A 16791-nucleotide genomic window follows, 5' to 3' on the forward strand; every position below is an offset into this window, starting at 1 on the left:
CAACGAGCCGTTCCTCTATCCCCTCTCCCGGTGGATGCCGGACAAGGGGACGGGGCTGGGCTTCTTCGGCGCGAACCCGAACGAGTACTTCCTTTCGCTCGACTTCCACAAGCCGGAAGCGATCCAGATCATGAAGCGGCTTGCGGCGAAGACCGACGTCTTCGCGGAAAACTACCGGGCGGGCACGTTCGACCGGTGGGGGATCGGCGCAAGGCAGCACCTCAAGGTCAACCCCCGCACCATTTACCAGTGGATGGGCGGGTTCGGCGGCTGGGGGCCGGGACGTAACCGCGCCTCCTACGACATCCTGGGCCAGGCCCAGGGCGGCTGCTTCTCGATCACGGGGTGGTCGAAGGAATACGGCGGGCTACCCTCGAAGCAGACGATCTGGATCATGGACTACTGGGGCGGCGCGATCTCCGCGTTCAACATCATCGCCAGCCTCTACTGGAGAGACAACGTATCGGGCAAGGGTAACTTCCTGGAATACTCCCAGGTGCACGGCGCACAGCGGCACCTGACTGATTTCATCGCCCTCTACGGCAAGACCGGCGTCGTCGGCCAGCGTTGGGGGAACTGGGAACCTCTTCTTAGCGTCCACGGTATCTTAAAGTGCGGGAAGTCGTCATACCCGAACTCGAAGAACCCGCAGGAGCAGGAAGTGGGCTTCTGCATGGTCTCGGCCTACAAGGACGAGGATTTCAAGAAGCTCTGCAAGGTCATCAACAGGGACGACCTCGCCAAGAAGTACCCGACCCATGCGGACCGGGTGGCTGCCGACGCGCAGGTTGCGATCTATCCCGAGATCGAGAAGTTCGCGGCGGACAAGACGAAGGAACAGGTATGGAAGGCTTTCACGGATGCCGGGATCGTCGCCCAGCCGGTGTGGAACTCCAAGGAAGTTTCCGAGCAGGAGCACTTCCACCTCCGCGGAACCATCCAATGGATAGACGACCCGACGTTCGGCGACGTGCAGACGCAGGGACCGGCGTACCAGCTCTCCGAGACCCCGGCAAGGGTCCGGTGGGTGTTCAAGCCGGTAGGCGCGGACAACGAATACATCCTGTCCAAGCTCTGCGGTTACAGCGGCTCCCACATTGCCGAGCTGGAGGCCAAGGAGATTATCTAACGTCACGAAAAGGGGGAAACGATGAGCTTCAAAGAAACTTCATTGATCGTCGAGTGCCCGAAATGCACCGTGATCAATTATCTCGATCCGTTCACGTTCTGGAATTTCGACGGGAAGTTCAAGTGCGCCGGCTGCGACGCGGTATTCGCGTACAAGCTGGTCAACGGCTGCCGCACGGGCGCGCCGGTCGAAGCCAAGGGACCGCACGACAAGCTCCCCGGCTTCGCGCAGACGAAGGACTGGAAACCCATCACCACCCCGGGCAAGGTGGCCGCGGCCCCGCAGGCGCGGGAGGATTTCCAGGGGAAACCGATCCCGATCACCAAGAGCAAGCGCGGCAAGGCCGTCTCCGGCGCACCGCTGAAGGCCGAAGACCTGATCGGGAGCGTGCCGAAGATGTTCTACACGGGAGTGTAGGGCAAGGCGCGCAATTGAAGACGTTGCACTGACCAAGAGAAACAGGAGGAGATACCGTGGCGAAAATCGTTCCGAATTGCCAGGCGTGCAGCAACTTCGTCAAGGCGACGGACCCCAATATTGGCAGGGCCTACATGGGGCAATGCCATAAGCTCGAGTGGCCGTACGCGATCAACATCCCGAAGGACGACGGGATCGAGGGAGAGTGCGGGTATTACGAGGGGGCGGGTCCGGCCATACTGAAGTAAACAAACCTCTTGAACCGGCTTCGGCCGGTCTGGTAGAGTAACGCCGCTGCAAGTCCACGGCCGCCTTGGGAACCCCGGGTGCGGCCGTGGATTTTGCCTTTTTATCAAAGGATTTTCTCCAAACAACATTTTATGCAAGGAGGGCTTGGGACGATGAAGGTGGAATTCTACTACGACAGCACTGTTACTCCGGGAGCCAACTTCGCCTGCGATGCCGCCAAGGCGGTAGATCTGATCAACCAGCTCGCTGCGAAGGGCGTCAACGCGAAGGCGGTCGATCTGAAGGGTCAGCAGGTCGGCTTCATGACGTACAACTCGGCGGTAACCGGCCCGAAGGCGCAGGTCCGCGCGGTGTTCGGCGCGAAGGGCGCCCTGCAGGAAGATTTCGGGAAGTCCGTGCCGGCCCTCCTTTTGTTCGAGAAGGATGCCGACCGCTACCCGGTGGAAGCGTTCCCCCGCTCCGACAAGGAACTGCAGCGCACGCTGGGCTGCGAGGAAGTGCTCCAGAATCTGCTCGCGAAGGCCTGATCCTACCACCAGGGGAAGGGGCGGCGCGGCGCTTCGCCCGACCGCCTTTCCACACTTTCAGAGGAGGTTTCGATGGCGAAGATACCGGCTGAATACCTGCCGCCCGAGGAGTTGCGGCCCAAGCGGATCTACAATCTCGACGAGTTCAAGAACATCCCTCAGAAGTTCAATTCCACCGAAGTGCTGCTCGACCAGACCGCCGCCAAATACGGCGACAAGGTCGCCGTATATTTCGACGAGCAGCGGATCACCTACAAGCAGCTCCAGGCGAGCGTCAACCGGGTCGCCAACGGCCTGAAGAAACTGGGCGTCGAGGAAGGCGACCGTGTGATGATGCGGATGCCGAACATCGTGCCGATCATCGTCTGCAACTTCGCCATCATCAAGATCGGCGGCGTCTCCCTGCCTACGTCCGTTCTGTTCGCCCGCTCGGAGATCGCCCACGTGGCGAACCTTGCCGAGGCGAAGGTCCTTATCGTCGCCCAGGCGATGCTGGGTGAAGTGGAGGCGGCGAAGGCGGACTTGAAGTCGGTGAAGCACATCGTCGTCGTAGCCCCTCCGGGCTCCGAGGACGAGATCCGCGCGAAAGGGTACGTACCGTACGCCGACCTCATGAAGAACCCGGACCAGTGCGAGGCGGTGAAACGGGACCGGATGGACGTCTCCGTGCTTCTCTTCACCTCCGGGACGACAGGCCTTCCCAAGGGGACGGCGCATTTCATGGAAGAGTCGCTGATCGTCGCCGACGGGTTCGGCAAGTACTGCTGGGAGGTCTCCGACAAGGACGTGATCGGGGGCCCCGCGCCGCTCGCGATGGCCGCAGGTTACTCCACCGTGGCGGTCATCCCGTTCCGCTACGGCGCGGCCGTGTCGCTCATCGCAAAGTTCGACCCGATATCGATGTTCAAGAACATCCAGAACCACAAGGTCACGATCATGTCGGCGCTTCCCACCGCTTACCGGAAGATGCTGGCCGACATCAACCCGAAGGACTATGACTACTCCTCCATGCGGTTCTGCACCGGCGGCGGCGAGGCGCTGACGGCCAAGACATACCTCGACTGGAAGGAGAAGTTCGGGCTGGAGATATACGAAGGGCTGGGCACCACCGAGATGATGTTCGTCTTCATCTCCGCCGCGGTGACCAAGAAGGTAAAGCCGGGCTTCATCGGCTCCGCCTGCCCGGGCTACGACGTGCGCGTAATCAACGAGAACTTCGAGCAGGTCAAGCCGGGCGAGGTCGGAAAGATGATCGTCCGGGGACCCACGGGGACGATGTACTGGAAGGATAACGACAAGCAGAAGGCGGCGGTGCGCGACGGCTGGTGCCTGGCCGGCGACGTCGTCACGATGGATGAGCTGGGCAACGTCCAGTTCCTCTCCCGCGAGGACGACCTCATCAAGTCCTCCGGCTACCGGATCGGACCCGAAGAGATCGAAGAGGCGCTTGTCACCCACGATTCCGTTGCGGACGCGGGCGTCGTCGGCGTGCCCGATCCTGTCATCGGTCAGCGCACGAAGGCATTCGTGGTCCTGAAGGCGGGGACAGCCCCTACGGAAGAGCTGAAGAAACAGCTTGTCGAGCATTGCAAGGGGAAGATCGCCGTCTACAAGCTGCCGCGCGAGATCGAGTTCATCGACGCGATGCCGCGCACGGCGGTGGGCAAGCTCCTTCGCCGCGTCCTGCGCCAGAGGGAGCTGGAGAAGCCCAAGGCGTAACCATCGCCAGGCTCAGCCCGACCCGGGAACCGGGACGTTCCAGAGAACCCGGGGGTGGCGTTCACTTGGCGGAAAATGAAAATCCCCGGCGGCCTGATCGGCCGCCGGGGATTTTTTTATGGACGGTCCTGGCTTTAGGACCCGCTCAGGCAGTTACTTCTTCGGGTGGCACTCGTCGCACTTCTGCGGGCCTTTCTTCTCCTTCTTGTGGCAATCCTTGCACTGCTTGTGGAAGGCTTCCTTCAGGTCGACTTTCTTCCCTTCCGCCTTGGCGGTGTGGCACTTGCCGCAGCCCTGCTCCTTGCCGGCGGCGTCCTTGTGATGGCAAGTCTTGCATTCCTTGACCTTGGCCGCATGGGCCTTGTGGTCGTAGGCGACGGCGCTCTTGGTCTTCTGGATCGCCTTGATGCTGATCTTGTCGGGGGGCGCCGCTACCGCCACGCCGAGGCAGAAGACCACTGCGACCGTCACCGCGATCAGTGCTGCAAGCTTTCTCATCGTTGTTACCCCCTCCCGGGATTTTTGCCCGCATCATATATTCGGATTCAGGGATGTGCAACCTAATTTATTCTCCCAGCCACTGACCCAGTTTTATCGTGGGCTGCATGTTTTCGAGGACGGTCTTCAGAACCGCCACGATGGGAATCCCCAGGATCAGCCCCATCCCTCCCCACATCCACCCGAAGAACATTATGCTCACCGTGGAGGCGACTGGATTCAGCTGAACACCCTTGCCGACGAGCTTCGGGATCAGGAGGTTGGCGGCCACCACATGAAATCCCGTGACGCTTGCCGCGATGACGGCGATGGGCGCCCCCGAATCGAAGGTGATCAGGCCCACGATAAGAGGAGGAAGGAGGCCAAGTACGAGCCCGAGATACGGGATGGTGCTTACGATGCCGCTCAAGCACCCGAGGACGATCCAGTAGGGCAGACCGATCAGGAGGAAGACGAAAGCCGTGGCGATGCTCAGGATACCGGCCACGACGGCGTTGCCGGTGAGGAACTTCTGGAGCATCTTCTCGATGCCGCCTATGGTTGTGGACGCCGTTTCCCTGTGCTCCCGGGGGAATAGGGCGAGGGTGCGACGGATGAGGTGCTCCTTCTCGGCCAGGAGGAAATAGACAAGGAATGGTATGAAGCTCAAGGAAAAGAGGATCGATGTCAGGGACCCGAGCCCGCGGAGGAAGGGTTCGGACCAGGACGCCGTGTCGCGCACAATGATCTGGGTCCCTTTCACGGGTGACGGAGGGACGGGCGGTCCGATGGTCCTCCCCGCTTCCTGGAGCGTCTCCGTCAGCCGGTAGAGCTCGCTCGTGATCCGCTGCACGAGCGGCGCATTCCGGATCTGCTCGATCAGCGTGGGCAGGTCGGAAAAGAGCTGCTGGGCGCTGCCGTACGTGACGTACAGGATTCCGTAAAGGACCGCGATGGCCAGAAAGACGACAATCGCGCTCGAGTATGGCCTGCGCAGCCTTGCGCGCTTGCAAAGGAGAATGACAAGCGGCTCCAGTGCAAGGGCGATCAGGATGGAAGAAATGATGGTGATGAAGACCGACGAGGCGAAGTAGCACAGCGTAAGGAGGCCCAGGATGGCCAGAACCACGAGGCTTCCCAGGATCGCGCGGTCGGACCTCCGCCTGATGAAGTGGCCGGGGACGACCCCCGGCGGGTTGGGGCCGCCGGGCGGGCCGGTTCCTTCCGGCGGAGCGGCGGAAGGGGTAACCTCCTTCTGTGGGTCGGGGGAAAGCACAAAAAATACTTTACCGTATTTCCAGCGGCTTGGCTTGGCTCGTATTTCCGTTACTACGCCGAATAACCCCACCGAGTGGTGCCCCTAACGGCCTGATTGACTTTCGCGCCCGGGAAGGTAATCCTTTACACATCCAACGGAGGACCCGATGCCGCCATCCGCCTCCCATTCCATCGACATCCGCGTGCGTTTCGGAGAGACCGATCCGTATGGCGTTGCATACTTCGCCGCCATACTCGATTATTTCAAGCGCGGGCTGGACGAGTTCCTGCGCACGCGGGGGCTTTCCCCCGACGCGGTATACCGGAACCGCAAAAAAGGTTTCGGGTTCCCGATTGTCGCGACGCAATGCCGGTACCGGGCCCCCGTGCGTTTCGACGACGCGCTGATCCTGCGGACCCGGCTCGCCCGGATGGACGAAAAGGGGGCCACCTTCGGTTTCACCCTCTTCCGCACTGTCGACGGGAAGGACGTGCTCGCCGCCGAGGGTAAGATCTCCTGCCGGTCGATCGACGCCGCCTGGAAGCCGATCCCGATCCCGAAGGACCTCCGCAAGGCCCTCGCCGGCTGAGCGCAAAACAAGACAAAAACAGGTCAAAAACAGGGACAGGTCAAAAACAGGGACGTTCTTAAAAACTCGCAAGGGAAGTTTTCGATCGAGTTTTTAAGAACGTCCCTGATTTTGACCTGTCCCTGTTTTTGACCTGTCCCTGTTTTTGACCTGTTTTTGTCTTGTTTTGCGCTCAGCCGGCGAGGGCGGCGTCGAGCTTCGCGCGGAGGCGCGTGACGAGGGCGGCGAGCTTCGCGGGCGGGAGGTCCCGGCCCTCGATCTTGAAGGCGTCCACCCCGGCGCGGATCCAGTCGGCGAGCTCCTCCTCTATGGTATGGGGTGTCCGTTCGACGGGGAGCGCGGCACAGACGAGAAAGCACCGCCCCCCCCTCTTTGCGGAAGAAGAAGGCCCGGCCGCCGCGAGATCCGGACGGCCCTCGATTTCATCGGCCTCGCGGGCATACCCGGAAAGCCCGCACTTCCCCTGGAGGATGAACTCGGCCCTGCAGCGGATGAAGGCTTCTATCCTGAGCCCGCCGGCCGTCTTTATCGCCTGGACCTCGCCGCACGACACCGCCGTCGGAAGCACTATCGCCTTCGCTCCCAGGTCCCGGTAGAAGACAGCGTCGGCGGCGTTCAGGGCGGAAACTCCGACCGACGCGCAGATAGATAGCTCGGGAAACTCACTGTGGACGAGCGGGATCGCCCCCGTGTCGGAGAGAATTACGTTGACTATTCCGCAGTCGCGTATCCGCCGCAGGGCGGAAAGATAAGCGGGAACCTCCGCGGCGGCGGGGACGGTGTTGAAGGCGACGTGGAGATCGGCTCCCGCGCGTGAGCATTCCCGGGCCGCAAGGGAAATGTCCTCGTGCGATAGTCCCACGCGCGGCCCTCCCCGGCTCCAGCCCCGCGCGCCCACGTAGACGGCGTCCGCGCCCGCGGCCAGTACCGCCCGCAACGCTTCCATGCCGCCGGCAGGGGCGAGCAAAACGGGAGTCCCGCTGGGGGGTTGTACGTTCATGAGTGTTATTATATACGGACGGGCGGGCGGAACCGGCAGGCCGCCTTCCGCAGGCGTTCGAGGGCGCAGGTTATTTTTTGGTTGACTTGGGAAGATTCCCGAGTATCGTATAGTGTCGATTGTATACAGTTGGCATTCCCCGAAATAAGGAGATCCTCCTGCCCCTGACCGAACCGGCGGGGGTCCTCTGTTAACCGGGAAAGAGACAGGACGGGATGAACGGCATGCTGACGGACTTCGCAACGGTCCTTGTGTTCATGGTGCTGGGAGCGGTCACGGTGGCGCTGATGCTCCTCGTTTCGCGCCTCGTGCAGCCGCGGGACCCGACGGCGGTCAAGCTGTCCACCTACGAGTGCGGGGAGGTGCCGTTCGGCTCCTCGTGGGTGCAGTTCAACATACGTTTCTACGTCGTCGCCCTGATCTTCATAATCTTCGACGTGGAAGTCGCGCTCCTCTACCCCTGGGCGGTCATCTTCCAGCGGCTCGGGATGGTAGCGTTCGTCGAGGCGTTCGTCTTCATAGTCATCCTCCTTGCGGGCCTTGCCTACCTCTGGAAAGAGGGTGATCTCGACTGGGTGCGCACGATGCAGGACGCCCCGGCGCCGAAGGAGGGAAAATGACCAAGGACCCGGCGCACGCTGCCGCCCACGCTCCGACGGTCCCCATGGGACCCGAAGCGCACGTCATGGTCGGCAACGCCGACATGTTCGTCAACTGGGCGCGCAAGTCCTCACTTTGGTACCTCCTTTTCGCGACGGCCTGCTGCGGCATCGAGCTTATGCAGACCGGCGCATCCCGATATGACCTGGACCGTTTCGGTGCGGTTTTCCGCGCTTCTCCGCGGCAGTCCGACCTGCTGATCGTCGCGGGCACGGTCACCCACAAGATGGCGGAGCGGTTGAAAAGGCTGTACGAGCAGATGCCGGAGCCCAAGTTCGTCATCTCCATGGGATCCTGCGCCAACACGGGCGGCCCGTTCTTCAAGGATTCCTACTGCGTGGTGAAGGGTGTGGACCTGCTGGTCCCCGTGGACGTCTACGTCCCCGGCTGCCCTCCCCGCCCGGAAGCGCTGATCGACGGCATCATCCAGCTCCAGAAGATCATCGAGAAGAAGCGGAATTTCGCGGCTAATAAGGCGTAAGGGGCAACGTTGGAACCAACGGCGGTCTTCGAATCGTTGAAGGGAAAGTTCGGGGAAGCGGTGGTGGAGCTTCAGGACGCCGGATCCAAGCCGGCGTTTGTTGTGGTCGCGCCCGCATCCGTAGCGGAGATCGCACGGTTCCTCAGGGACGACCCGGCGATGAAGTTCGACTCCCTTATGTGCCTCTCCGGGCTCGACTGCAAGGACAGGTTCGCGGTGGCCTATCACATCCACTCGATGGCCCACCGGCACAAGATCGGGCTGAAGGCCTTCCTGCCCAAGGAAAACCCGGCGCTTCCGAGCGTGGACTCCGTCTGGCCCGCGGCCAATTTCATGGAGCGGGAGACGTTCGACCTGTACGGGATCGTATTCAACGGCTCGAAGGACCTGAGCAGGATCCTTCTGCCGGAGGACTGGGAAGGGCATCCGCTCCGCAAGGATTACAAATATCCGGAGTTCTACCACGGGATCAAGGTATGACCAGGCAGGCCGAAGCGCTCCACACGCAGGAGATGCTCATAAACATGGGGCCGCAGCACCCGAGCACCCACGGGGTGTTGCGGGTGCTCCTGCGCACCGACGGCGAGGTGGTGGTAAACGCCCGTCCCGACGTCGGATACCTGCACCGGGGGCTGGAGAAGATCGGAGAGCGGGTTACCTACGCCCAGTTCATGCCGTTTACCGACAGGCTCGATTACCTCGCGGCGATGAACTGCAACTGCGCCTACGCGTGGGCGGTCGAAAAGCTTGCCAACATAGAAGTTCCGGAGCGTGCCGAGTACATCCGGGTGATCGTCAGCGAGCTCAACCGGATCTCCTCCCACCTCATCTCTTTCGGGTCGTTCACGGCGGACATGGGAGCGTTCACACCCTTCCTCTATTCGATCCGGGAGCGGGAAGTGGTAAACGACCTGTTCGAGATGGTCTGCGGCAACCGGCTCACTTACAATTACGCGCGTATCGGCGGCGTCTCCGGGGATCTTCCCGCGGGCTTTCTCGACAAGACGAAGGAATTCCTCGACTACTTCGAGCCGAAGATCGACGAATACAACAACCTTATTTCCTACAATAAAATTTTCGTCCACCGGCTGGCGAACGTGGCGGTCATCTCCGCGGAAGACGCGGTGGCATACGGGCTGACGGGTCCGAACCTGCGCGGCTCCGGCGTCAAGTTCGACCTGCGACGAGACGAGCCGTACTCGGTCTATCCGAAGCTGGAGTTCGACGTCTGCGTCGGGACCGGCGAGCGGGGAACGCTGGGAGATTGCTTCGACAGGTACATGGTGCGGATCAACGAAATGCGCCAGAGCGTGCGGATCCTGCGACAGGCCGTCGCGCAGATTCCCGAGGGTCCGGTGATGGCAAAGGTGCCCCGGCTCTTTAAACCCGCCGCCGGCGAGACCTACTTCCGGTCCGAATGCCCCAGGGGGGAGACCGGATTCTACCTCGTCTCCGACGGAACGACGAATCCCACTCGCCTGAAGATCCGCACAGGCTCCTTCGTCACGATGAACATCTTCGAGAAGGTGACGAGGGGGCTCATGATCGCGGACATCGTGGCCGTGATCGGCAGCTTCGACATCATCCTTCCGGAGATAGATAGATAGCGATGGAAAACCTGGGATAGCGATGGAAGACCTGGCCCGCAACCTGATGAACACCGTTCCCGCCCTCGCCGGCGTGCCTCTTTGGGTGATGACGCTCCTGGTCATGGTGGTAGTCGCGGTGATCCTGCTCGTTTTCGCCCTGACCTTCGGCGGGGTCGGGTCGTACGTCCTGCGGAAGGTCGCGGGCGACATCCAGGTGCGCATCGGCCCCAACCGGGTCGGGCCGTACGGGATACTCCAGTTCCTGGCCGACGGCGCCAAGTTGATCCTCAAGGAAGACATAATCCCGGCCAAGGCGGACCGGTTCCTGTTCGTCCTCGCGCCGTACCTGGTCTTCGTCGGTTCCTTCGCGGCGTTCGTGGTTCTACCGTTCGGGGTCGGGCTCATCGCCTCCGACCTGAACATCGGCATCTACTACGTCATGGCGGTCACCTCGCTGGTGGTAATCGGGATACTCATGGCAGGGTGGGCCTCCAACAACAAGTGGGCGCTTCTGGGCGGTATGAGGGCGGCGGCCCAGATCGTTTCCTACGAGATCCCGGTGGGGATGGCCCTTCTGCCCGCGGTCCTGATCGCCGGCTCCCTGTCCCTGCAGGACATCGTCCGGTCGCAGGGCGGGCTGGCGGGAATCTTCGGGTGGAACCTGTTCCACAATCCGTTCACCTTCTTCTCTTTCTTCCTGTACTTCACCGCCGCGCAGGCGGAAACGAACCAGACGCCGTTCGATCTCCCGGAGGCCGAGTCGGAGCTGGTTTCCGGGTACAACGTCGAGTATTCGGGAATCCGGTACGCTTTTTTCTTCCTGGCCGAGTTCGGCGACATGTTCGTGGTGGCGGCGCTGGCCGCCGCATGCTTCCTGGGAGGATGGCACGTGCCGTTCTTCCGGGCCGAGACGATCACGGGTGCCTGGGGTAACCTCCTGTCCCTGGGCGCCTTCCTGTTCAAGGCGTTCGCGCTCGTGCTGGTGATGATGTGGGTCCGCTGGACGCTGCCGCGCCTGCGCGTGGACCAGCTCATGCGGATGGCATGGAAGTACCTGGTTCCTCTCACTTTCGTGAACCTGCTGGGAGTCTCCCTGTGGCTGCTGGTCTTCAAGGGCAAGGGAATTCCCCACCTGATCGCATCGATCTTTTAGAACGGGGACGGAATGGGCTTGAGGGAATACATCAACGACATCGTCGAAGCCGTGGTAACCACCGCGAAGGGGATGCGGATCACGGCCCGCTACGGCGTCGACGCCAAAGAGGAAATAACCCAGCAGTATCCGGAAGTGCGCAGGGAGCCGGCGGAGCGGTTCCGCGGCTTCCTCCACAACGACATCGCGCGCTGCACGTCCTGCCAGATGTGCGCGAAGGTCTGCCCCGTGGACTGCATAGTCCTCGAATCGGTCCGGGGTGCGGACAAGAAGATGGTCCTCGTCTCCTATGACATCAACATCGGGCGGTGCATGTACTGCGGCCTGTGCGTCGAAGTCTGTCCCCCGAAATCGCTCACTCATACCAGCGGATACGAGAAGGCGTCGTTCGACCGCGGAGAGCTGATCCTCCACTTCGTCAAGGAGGATGCCGCGGAAATCAAGGCGCGCGTCGCGAAGCAGGTGGCCGAGGCGGCCGCGAAGGCGGCGGAAGCCACGAAAGCCGCGGAGGCGGCAAAAGCGGCCGAAGCCGCCAGGTCAGCGGACCCGTCCGCCCCGGCTCCCGCGGGGGCGAACCCGGCGCCGAAGGAAAACCCGGAGAAGAAGGCATGACGGGACCGGCGGATATCATCTTCTATTTCCTGGCGGCGTTGACGGTGGGGGCGGCGGTTCTCGTGGCCGTTCTTCCCAACATCGTATATGCCGCGGTGGCGCTCCTGTTTTCCTTCGTCGGGGTGGCCGGATTGTACGTCTACCTGTCGGCGGACTTCCTCGCAGCCACCCAGGTGCTGGTGTACGTCGGCGGGATTCTCATCCTGATCATGTTCGCCGTCTTCCTCTCGAACCGTATCTCCGACGTCAAGATCTCCAACCCGGCGCGGTTCCAGTGGCAGGCGGCTCTCTTGTGCCTCGCGCTCTTCGGCGTCCTGTCGTTTACGGCGGTCCGGACGGCCTTCCCGGTCAAGCCCGCCCTGGCATACCAGCCGACCACCGCGGAGATCGGCGAGCTTCTCATGACGCGCTACCTGCTGCCGTTCGAGGCGGCTTCGGTGCTGCTGCTTGCGGCTCTTATCGGCGCCGCTCTCCTCTCCCGGCCGGAAGGGAAGGGGAAGGTATCGGCGGACATGGAGGAGCCGAAATAATGGGACTGGACAAGCTGCTTGTCATTAGCGCCGCCCTCTTTTGCTGCGGCCTGTACACGATCCTGACGCGCCGCAACGCGGTCGCGGTGCTCATGGGGGTAGAGCTGGTTCTTAACGCCGCCAACATCAACTTCGTCGCGTTTTCGCACTACGTCTCCCGCGTCATCGGCGGGCAGATCTTCGCCATCTTCGTGATCGTGCTCGCCGCGGCCGAGGCCGCCGTCGCGCTGGCCATCTTCCTTCGGATGTACGCCACGACGGGGACCGTCGAGGTGGACGCGGCCGATCAGATGAAGGGATAGACCGTGATCCGATACGCATATCTGATACCGCTCCTGCCGCTGGCCGGGTTCTTCATCAACATCTTTTTCGGTCGTCGGCTGCCGCGCAAGGGCGACTGGGTCTCGCTGGCCACGATCGCCGCGGCGCTGGCGATCTCCATCGGGATCTTCTACGAGGCGTTCCGGGCGTACGACCCGAACTTCAAGTACCACATCGTGTTCCCGTGGATCGACCTGGGAGGCAGGCTCGCCATCAACGGCGGGATACTGGTCGACAACATCACAGCCGTGATGCTGGTGGTGGTCTGCGGGGTCTCCACGCTGGTCCACCTGTTCTCCATCGGGTACATGCACGGCGACCCGCGGTACAGCCGCTTCTTCGCCTACCTCTCCATCTTCTCGTTCTCGATGCTGGGGCTGGTCCTGTCGGACAGCTTCTTTTTCATCTATATCTTCTGGGAGCTCGTGGGGCTTTCCTCCTACCTGCTCATCGGGTTCTGGTTCGAGAAGAAGTCGGCGGCCGACGCCTGCAAGAAGGCGTTCATCGTGAACCGGGTGGGGGACTTCGGGTTCCTCATCGGATTTCTGCTCCTCTTCGCCACCACCGGGGCGCTTGGGTACGACGATGTATTCCAGGCGATCCGGGAGGGAAAGATCGAAGGGACGCTTCTGACCCTCGCGGGGATCGGGATCTTCTGCGGAGCGATCGGGAAGTCGGCCCAGTTCCCGCTCCACGTCTGGCTCCCCGACGCGATGGAAGGCCCCACTCCCGTCTCCGCGTTGATCCATGCCGCCACGATGGTCGCCGCGGGCGTCTACCTCGTCGGGCGGGTTTACCCCATATTCACTCCGGATGCGTTCCTCTTCATCGCCTATGTGGGCCTTATAACCCTGTTCATCACCGCGACGATCGCCCTAACGGCGCGGGACATCAAGAAGGTCCTCGCCTATTCGACCTGCTCCCAGCTCGGCTTCATGATCCTGGGGCTGGGCGTCGGCGGCTACACCGCGGGGCTCGCACACCTCATGACGCACGCGGCCTTCAAGGCCTGCCTCTTTCTCGGCTCCGGCTCGGTGATCCACGCGGTCCACAGCCAGGACATCTTCGAGATGGGCGGCCTCTGGAAGAAGATGAAGATCACCGCGGCCACCTTCATCATCGCCACGATGGCCATCGCAGGCATCCCCGGATTTTCAGGGTTCTACAGCAAGGACATGATCCTTGGGAGCGCGCTCGAGTTCGGCATGAAGAATCCGCAGCACATGGCGCTGTTCGTGGTCACGTTGCTGGTCGCCGGCATGACCGCCTTTTACATGTCCCGGCTCGTTATCCTCACATTCTTCGGCAAGCCGCGCGATCATCACAAGTACGACCACGCGCACGAATCGCCCGCGAACATGTGGGTACCGCTGGTGATACTGGCGACCCTTTCCTTCAGCTTCTGGTACAAGGTCCCCTTCTCCGACAAGGGGTGGTTCGAAGTCATGGTTCCCAGGCCGGCGTCGGCGGTGACAGCCGCCCTGCACGCGTCCCCCGTACATGCGGCGACCCCGGCCCACGCAGCCCCGGCGGGCTCTCATGAGCAAGCGTCCCCGCACGCCACCGCCCGGCACGACGTCGCACATGAGAAGAAGCACGGGGCGACGGTGGACGGGGTCCCGGCGGCCGGGCATGCAGGCGGGTCGCACGATGCGGACCACGACGCCCACATCGCGCACCGGGCGCACACCATAGCGATGTACCTCTCCGTCCTCGTGGCGGGGACGGGCATCTTCCTCGCCTTCGTCGTCTACTGGTTCGGCTGGATCAACCCGGAGAAGGTCGCCGTCGCGTGCGCTCCTCTCCACACGTTCCTGTTGAACAAGTGGTACTTCGACGAGCTTTACGAGAAGACCGCGATCGGGTGGACGAAGGCCCTGTCGCGGGGGCTGGGCTGGTTCGACCTTCACGTCGTGGACGGCCTTGTCAATCTCGTTGCGCAGATCGGCGTGTGGCTGTCGTGGCTGACGGGCAAGTTCGACAACGCCGTGGTCGACGGCGCCGTGAACGGCGTGGCGACCGTGACGATCGAGAGCGGTTCCTTCTTCCGCCGGTTCCAGACCGGAAAGCTGTACCATTACGTGTTCGTCCTGGCGGGCGGAGTCCTGATCATTTATCTGGTAAAAGCTTTCTGACCGTAGGAGGTCTTCCGTGGGATTCATCGATAACCACATCCTGAGCCTGATGACGTTCCTTCCCCTGCTCGGGGGGGCGCTCATCCTCTGCATCCCCAAGGGGAACGACCAGATCGTCAAGATCTCCGCCGCCGTGGCGTCGTTCCTCCCGATCCCGCTTGCGTACAAGCTCTGGGCGGGGTTCGACCGCACGGTGGCCGGGGTGAACGCCGCGAGCCAGTTCCAGTTCGTCGAGCATTACAGCTGGATCCCGTCGATCAACGTCGAGTATTACATGGGGGCCGACGGCGTCTCTGTGCCGATGCTCCTCCTCACGTCGATCGTTTCATTCCTTGCGGTCATCGGCTCCTTCGGGATCAAGAAGCAGATAAAGGGATACATGGCGCTCTTCCTCCTGCTGGAGACCGGCATGATGGGCGTCTTCGCATCGCTGGACTTCTTCCTTTTCTACGTCTTCTGGGAAGTGATGCTCCTCCCGATGTACTTCCTCATCGGGATCTGGGGCGGGCCGCGCAAGGAATACGCGGCGATAAAGTTCTTCCTGTACACCCTGTTCGGCTCGGTCCTGATGCTCATCGTGATGCTTGCCCTCTACTTCAACTCGGTGAACCCGGAGACGGGCGGGCACACATTCAACATGCTCCACTACATGCAGCAGTCGACCCACAACGCCTGGCTGAAAGGCTTCGACGTCCGGGTCCTCCTGTTCGTGGGCCTCTTCATCGGTTTCGCGATCAAGGTCCCCCTCTTCCCGTTCCACACCTGGCTTCCCGACGCCCACGTCGAGGCGCCGACCGCCATCTCCGTCATCCTGGCGGGGATCCTCCTGAAGATGGGGACGTACGGCCTGATGCGGATATCCTTTCCGATCTTCCCCGACATAACTCAGTGGTTCGCCGTCCCGATGGCGATCCTGGGAGTGATCAACATCGTCTACGGCGCCCTGTGCGCCATGGCACAATCCGATCTCAAGAAAATGGTCGCCTACTCCTCGGTCAGCCACATGGGCTTCTGCCTCCTGGGGATGGCGGCGCTCACCCCGGCGGGAATGATCGGGGCATCGTTCCAGATGTTCAGCCACGGCATCATCACGTCCATGCTCTTCTTCCTGGTCGGCGTCGTCTACGACCGGGCGCACCATCGCGACATCGACGGCTTCGGAGGGCTGGGCGCGGTCGTTCCGGTGTACACCTTCTTCATCACCGTGGCATTCTTCGCATCCCTGGGGCTCCCGGGCCTTTCCGGGTTCGTCGCCGAATCGATGGTCTTCCTTGGGTCGTTCCCCGTCTTCCGGAACATCGTCCTGGTCGCAGCGTCGGGGATCATCGTAGTCGCCGCGTTCCACCTGTGGGCTCTCCAGCGGGTCTTCCTGGGGCCGCTGAACCCCAAGTACGCGGAGCTCGAGGAGATCAACGGGCGCGAGATCTTCTGCCTCACCCCGCTGGCGATCATGTCGCTCTTGTTCGGGGTATACCCGATGCCGGTGCTCAACCTCATGAACGCCTCGCTCGTCAAGCTCGTCGATGTCGTGAAGATGGTGATGTAGGCCGCCCATGGGAAACTTCGCCAGCCTGGTACATTTCCTTCCGGAATTCGCCGTCACGGCGACGATCCTGTTGCTCGTCGTCGTGCACGTCGCCGGGAAGAACAAGCAATCGGCTGTCCCCGCACTCCTGTCCCTGGCCGGCGTAGGGGCGGCGCTGCTCCTGTCGGCCATCCAGCCCGCCTCGGAAAGCATGCCCCTGTTCGAAGGGATGGTTGCGCTGGACGGCTTTTCGGTCTTCTTCAAGGTGCTGACCGCCCTTGTTACCGTCATCGTCATCTTCATGTCGATGGAGAGCGCGGAGCTTTCCGGCAGGAGCCAGGCGGAATACTACATTTTCCTGCTTTCCGTGCTGCTGGGCATGTTCCTGCTCACCGCTTCCACCGACATCGTGATGCTCTA

General features: G+C 62.1%; 20 protein-coding genes. 17 read left to right on the forward strand and 3 right to left on the reverse strand.

Features of this window, described 5'->3' with window-relative positions; translation table 11 throughout:
* The 5 genes from HY896_03545 to HY896_03565 form a co-directional block, all read left to right on the forward strand.
* On the forward strand, positions 1-1129 hold a 1129-nt coding region (locus HY896_03545; protein ID MBI5575419.1), incomplete at its 5' end, for a CoA transferase.
* Positions 1130-1150: 21 nt separating this feature from the next.
* The gene (locus tag HY896_03550) at positions 1151-1546 is read left to right on the forward strand and encodes a hypothetical protein (GenBank protein MBI5575420.1); all 396 of its coding nucleotides are present in this window, start codon (positions 1151-1153) and stop codon (positions 1544-1546) included.
* A 56-nt stretch (positions 1547-1602) separates the two neighbouring features.
* Positions 1603-1794, forward strand: coding sequence for a hypothetical protein (locus HY896_03555; protein MBI5575421.1), 192 nt, complete (start codon positions 1603-1605; stop codon positions 1792-1794).
* A gap of 153 nt (positions 1795-1947) precedes the next feature.
* Positions 1948-2322 (forward strand): hypothetical protein, encoded by a 375-nt coding sequence (locus tag HY896_03560; protein ID MBI5575422.1) that lies wholly within the window; start codon positions 1948-1950, stop codon positions 2320-2322.
* Between the two features lie 72 nt (positions 2323-2394).
* Positions 2395-4041, forward strand: coding sequence for an acyl-CoA synthetase (locus tag HY896_03565; GenBank protein ID MBI5575423.1), 1647 nt, complete (start codon positions 2395-2397; stop codon positions 4039-4041).
* A gap of 153 nt (positions 4042-4194) precedes the next feature.
* Here the strand turns inward: HY896_03565 and HY896_03570 are convergent, their stop codons facing one another.
* Entirely contained in the window at positions 4195-4539 is a 345-nt protein-coding gene (locus tag HY896_03570) for a cytochrome c3 family protein (GenBank protein ID MBI5575424.1), read from the reverse strand.
* Between the two features lie 67 nt (positions 4540-4606).
* Positions 4607-5794, reverse strand: coding sequence for an AI-2E family transporter (locus HY896_03575; protein ID MBI5575425.1), 1188 nt, complete (start codon positions 5792-5794; stop codon positions 4607-4609).
* Positions 5795-5942: 148 nt separating this feature from the next.
* Between HY896_03575 and HY896_03580 the strand changes: the two genes are divergently transcribed.
* On the forward strand, positions 5943-6365 hold the full coding sequence (locus HY896_03580; protein MBI5575426.1) for an acyl-CoA thioesterase: 423 nt from the start codon (positions 5943-5945) through the stop codon (positions 6363-6365).
* A gap of 172 nt (positions 6366-6537) precedes the next feature.
* Here HY896_03580 and HY896_03585 read toward each other — a convergent pair whose 3' ends face one another.
* A complete protein-coding gene (locus HY896_03585) occupies positions 6538-7365 on the reverse strand; it encodes a U32 family peptidase (GenBank protein MBI5575427.1) in 828 nt (275 codons plus the stop codon).
* Positions 7366-7580: 215 nt separating this feature from the next.
* Between HY896_03585 and ndhC the strand changes: the two genes are divergently transcribed.
* The 11 genes from ndhC to HY896_03640 form a co-directional block, all read left to right on the forward strand.
* A complete protein-coding gene (gene ndhC / locus HY896_03590) occupies positions 7581-7985 on the forward strand; it encodes an NADH-quinone oxidoreductase subunit A (protein ID MBI5575428.1) in 405 nt (134 codons plus the stop codon).
* 44 nt (positions 7986-8029) lie between these two features.
* The gene (locus HY896_03595) at positions 8030-8506 is read left to right on the forward strand and encodes an NADH-quinone oxidoreductase subunit B (GenBank protein MBI5575429.1); all 477 of its coding nucleotides are present in this window, start codon (positions 8030-8032) and stop codon (positions 8504-8506) included.
* 9 nt (positions 8507-8515) lie between these two features.
* The gene (locus HY896_03600; GenBank protein MBI5575430.1) at positions 8516-8986 is read left to right on the forward strand and encodes an NADH-quinone oxidoreductase subunit C; all 471 of its coding nucleotides are present in this window, start codon (positions 8516-8518) and stop codon (positions 8984-8986) included.
* Positions 8983-10113 carry an NADH-quinone oxidoreductase subunit D gene (locus HY896_03605; protein MBI5575431.1) on the forward strand — a complete coding sequence of 377 codons (1131 nt, stop codon included), beginning with the start codon at positions 8983-8985 and terminating at the stop codon, positions 10111-10113. Before HY896_03600 ends, HY896_03605 begins: the two co-directional genes overlap by 4 nt.
* Positions 10114-10135: 22 nt before the next feature.
* Complete coding sequence (nuoH, locus tag HY896_03610; protein ID MBI5575432.1) at positions 10136-11248, forward strand: NADH-quinone oxidoreductase subunit NuoH; 1113 nt, start codon at positions 10136-10138, stop codon at positions 11246-11248.
* Between the two features lie 12 nt (positions 11249-11260).
* Positions 11261-11860, forward strand: coding sequence for an NADH-quinone oxidoreductase subunit I (locus HY896_03615; protein MBI5575433.1), 600 nt, complete (start codon positions 11261-11263; stop codon positions 11858-11860).
* On the forward strand, positions 11857-12390 hold the full coding sequence (locus HY896_03620; protein MBI5575434.1) for an NADH-quinone oxidoreductase subunit J: 534 nt from the start codon (positions 11857-11859) through the stop codon (positions 12388-12390). Before HY896_03615 ends, HY896_03620 begins: the two co-directional genes overlap by 4 nt.
* Positions 12390-12692, forward strand: a complete 303-nt coding sequence (gene nuoK, locus HY896_03625; GenBank protein MBI5575435.1) for an NADH-quinone oxidoreductase subunit NuoK — start codon at positions 12390-12392, stop codon at positions 12690-12692. Before HY896_03620 ends, nuoK begins: the two co-directional genes overlap by 1 nt.
* A 3-nt stretch (positions 12693-12695) precedes the next feature.
* Positions 12696-14846: an NADH-quinone oxidoreductase subunit L gene (gene nuoL, locus HY896_03630; protein MBI5575436.1), complete on the forward strand. Its 2151-nt coding sequence runs from the start codon at positions 12696-12698 to the stop codon at positions 14844-14846.
* Positions 14847-14883: 37 nt separating this feature from the next.
* Positions 14884-16392, forward strand: coding sequence for an NADH-quinone oxidoreductase subunit M (locus HY896_03635; GenBank protein MBI5575437.1), 1509 nt, complete (start codon positions 14884-14886; stop codon positions 16390-16392).
* 7 nt (positions 16393-16399) lie between these two features.
* On the forward strand, positions 16400-16791 hold a 392-nt coding region (locus HY896_03640; protein MBI5575438.1), incomplete at its 3' end, for a hypothetical protein.

The organism is Deltaproteobacteria bacterium (genome assembly GCA_016218975.1).
GTDB lineage: Bacteria > Desulfobacterota > Deferrimicrobia > Deferrimicrobiales > Deferrimicrobiaceae > JAENIX01.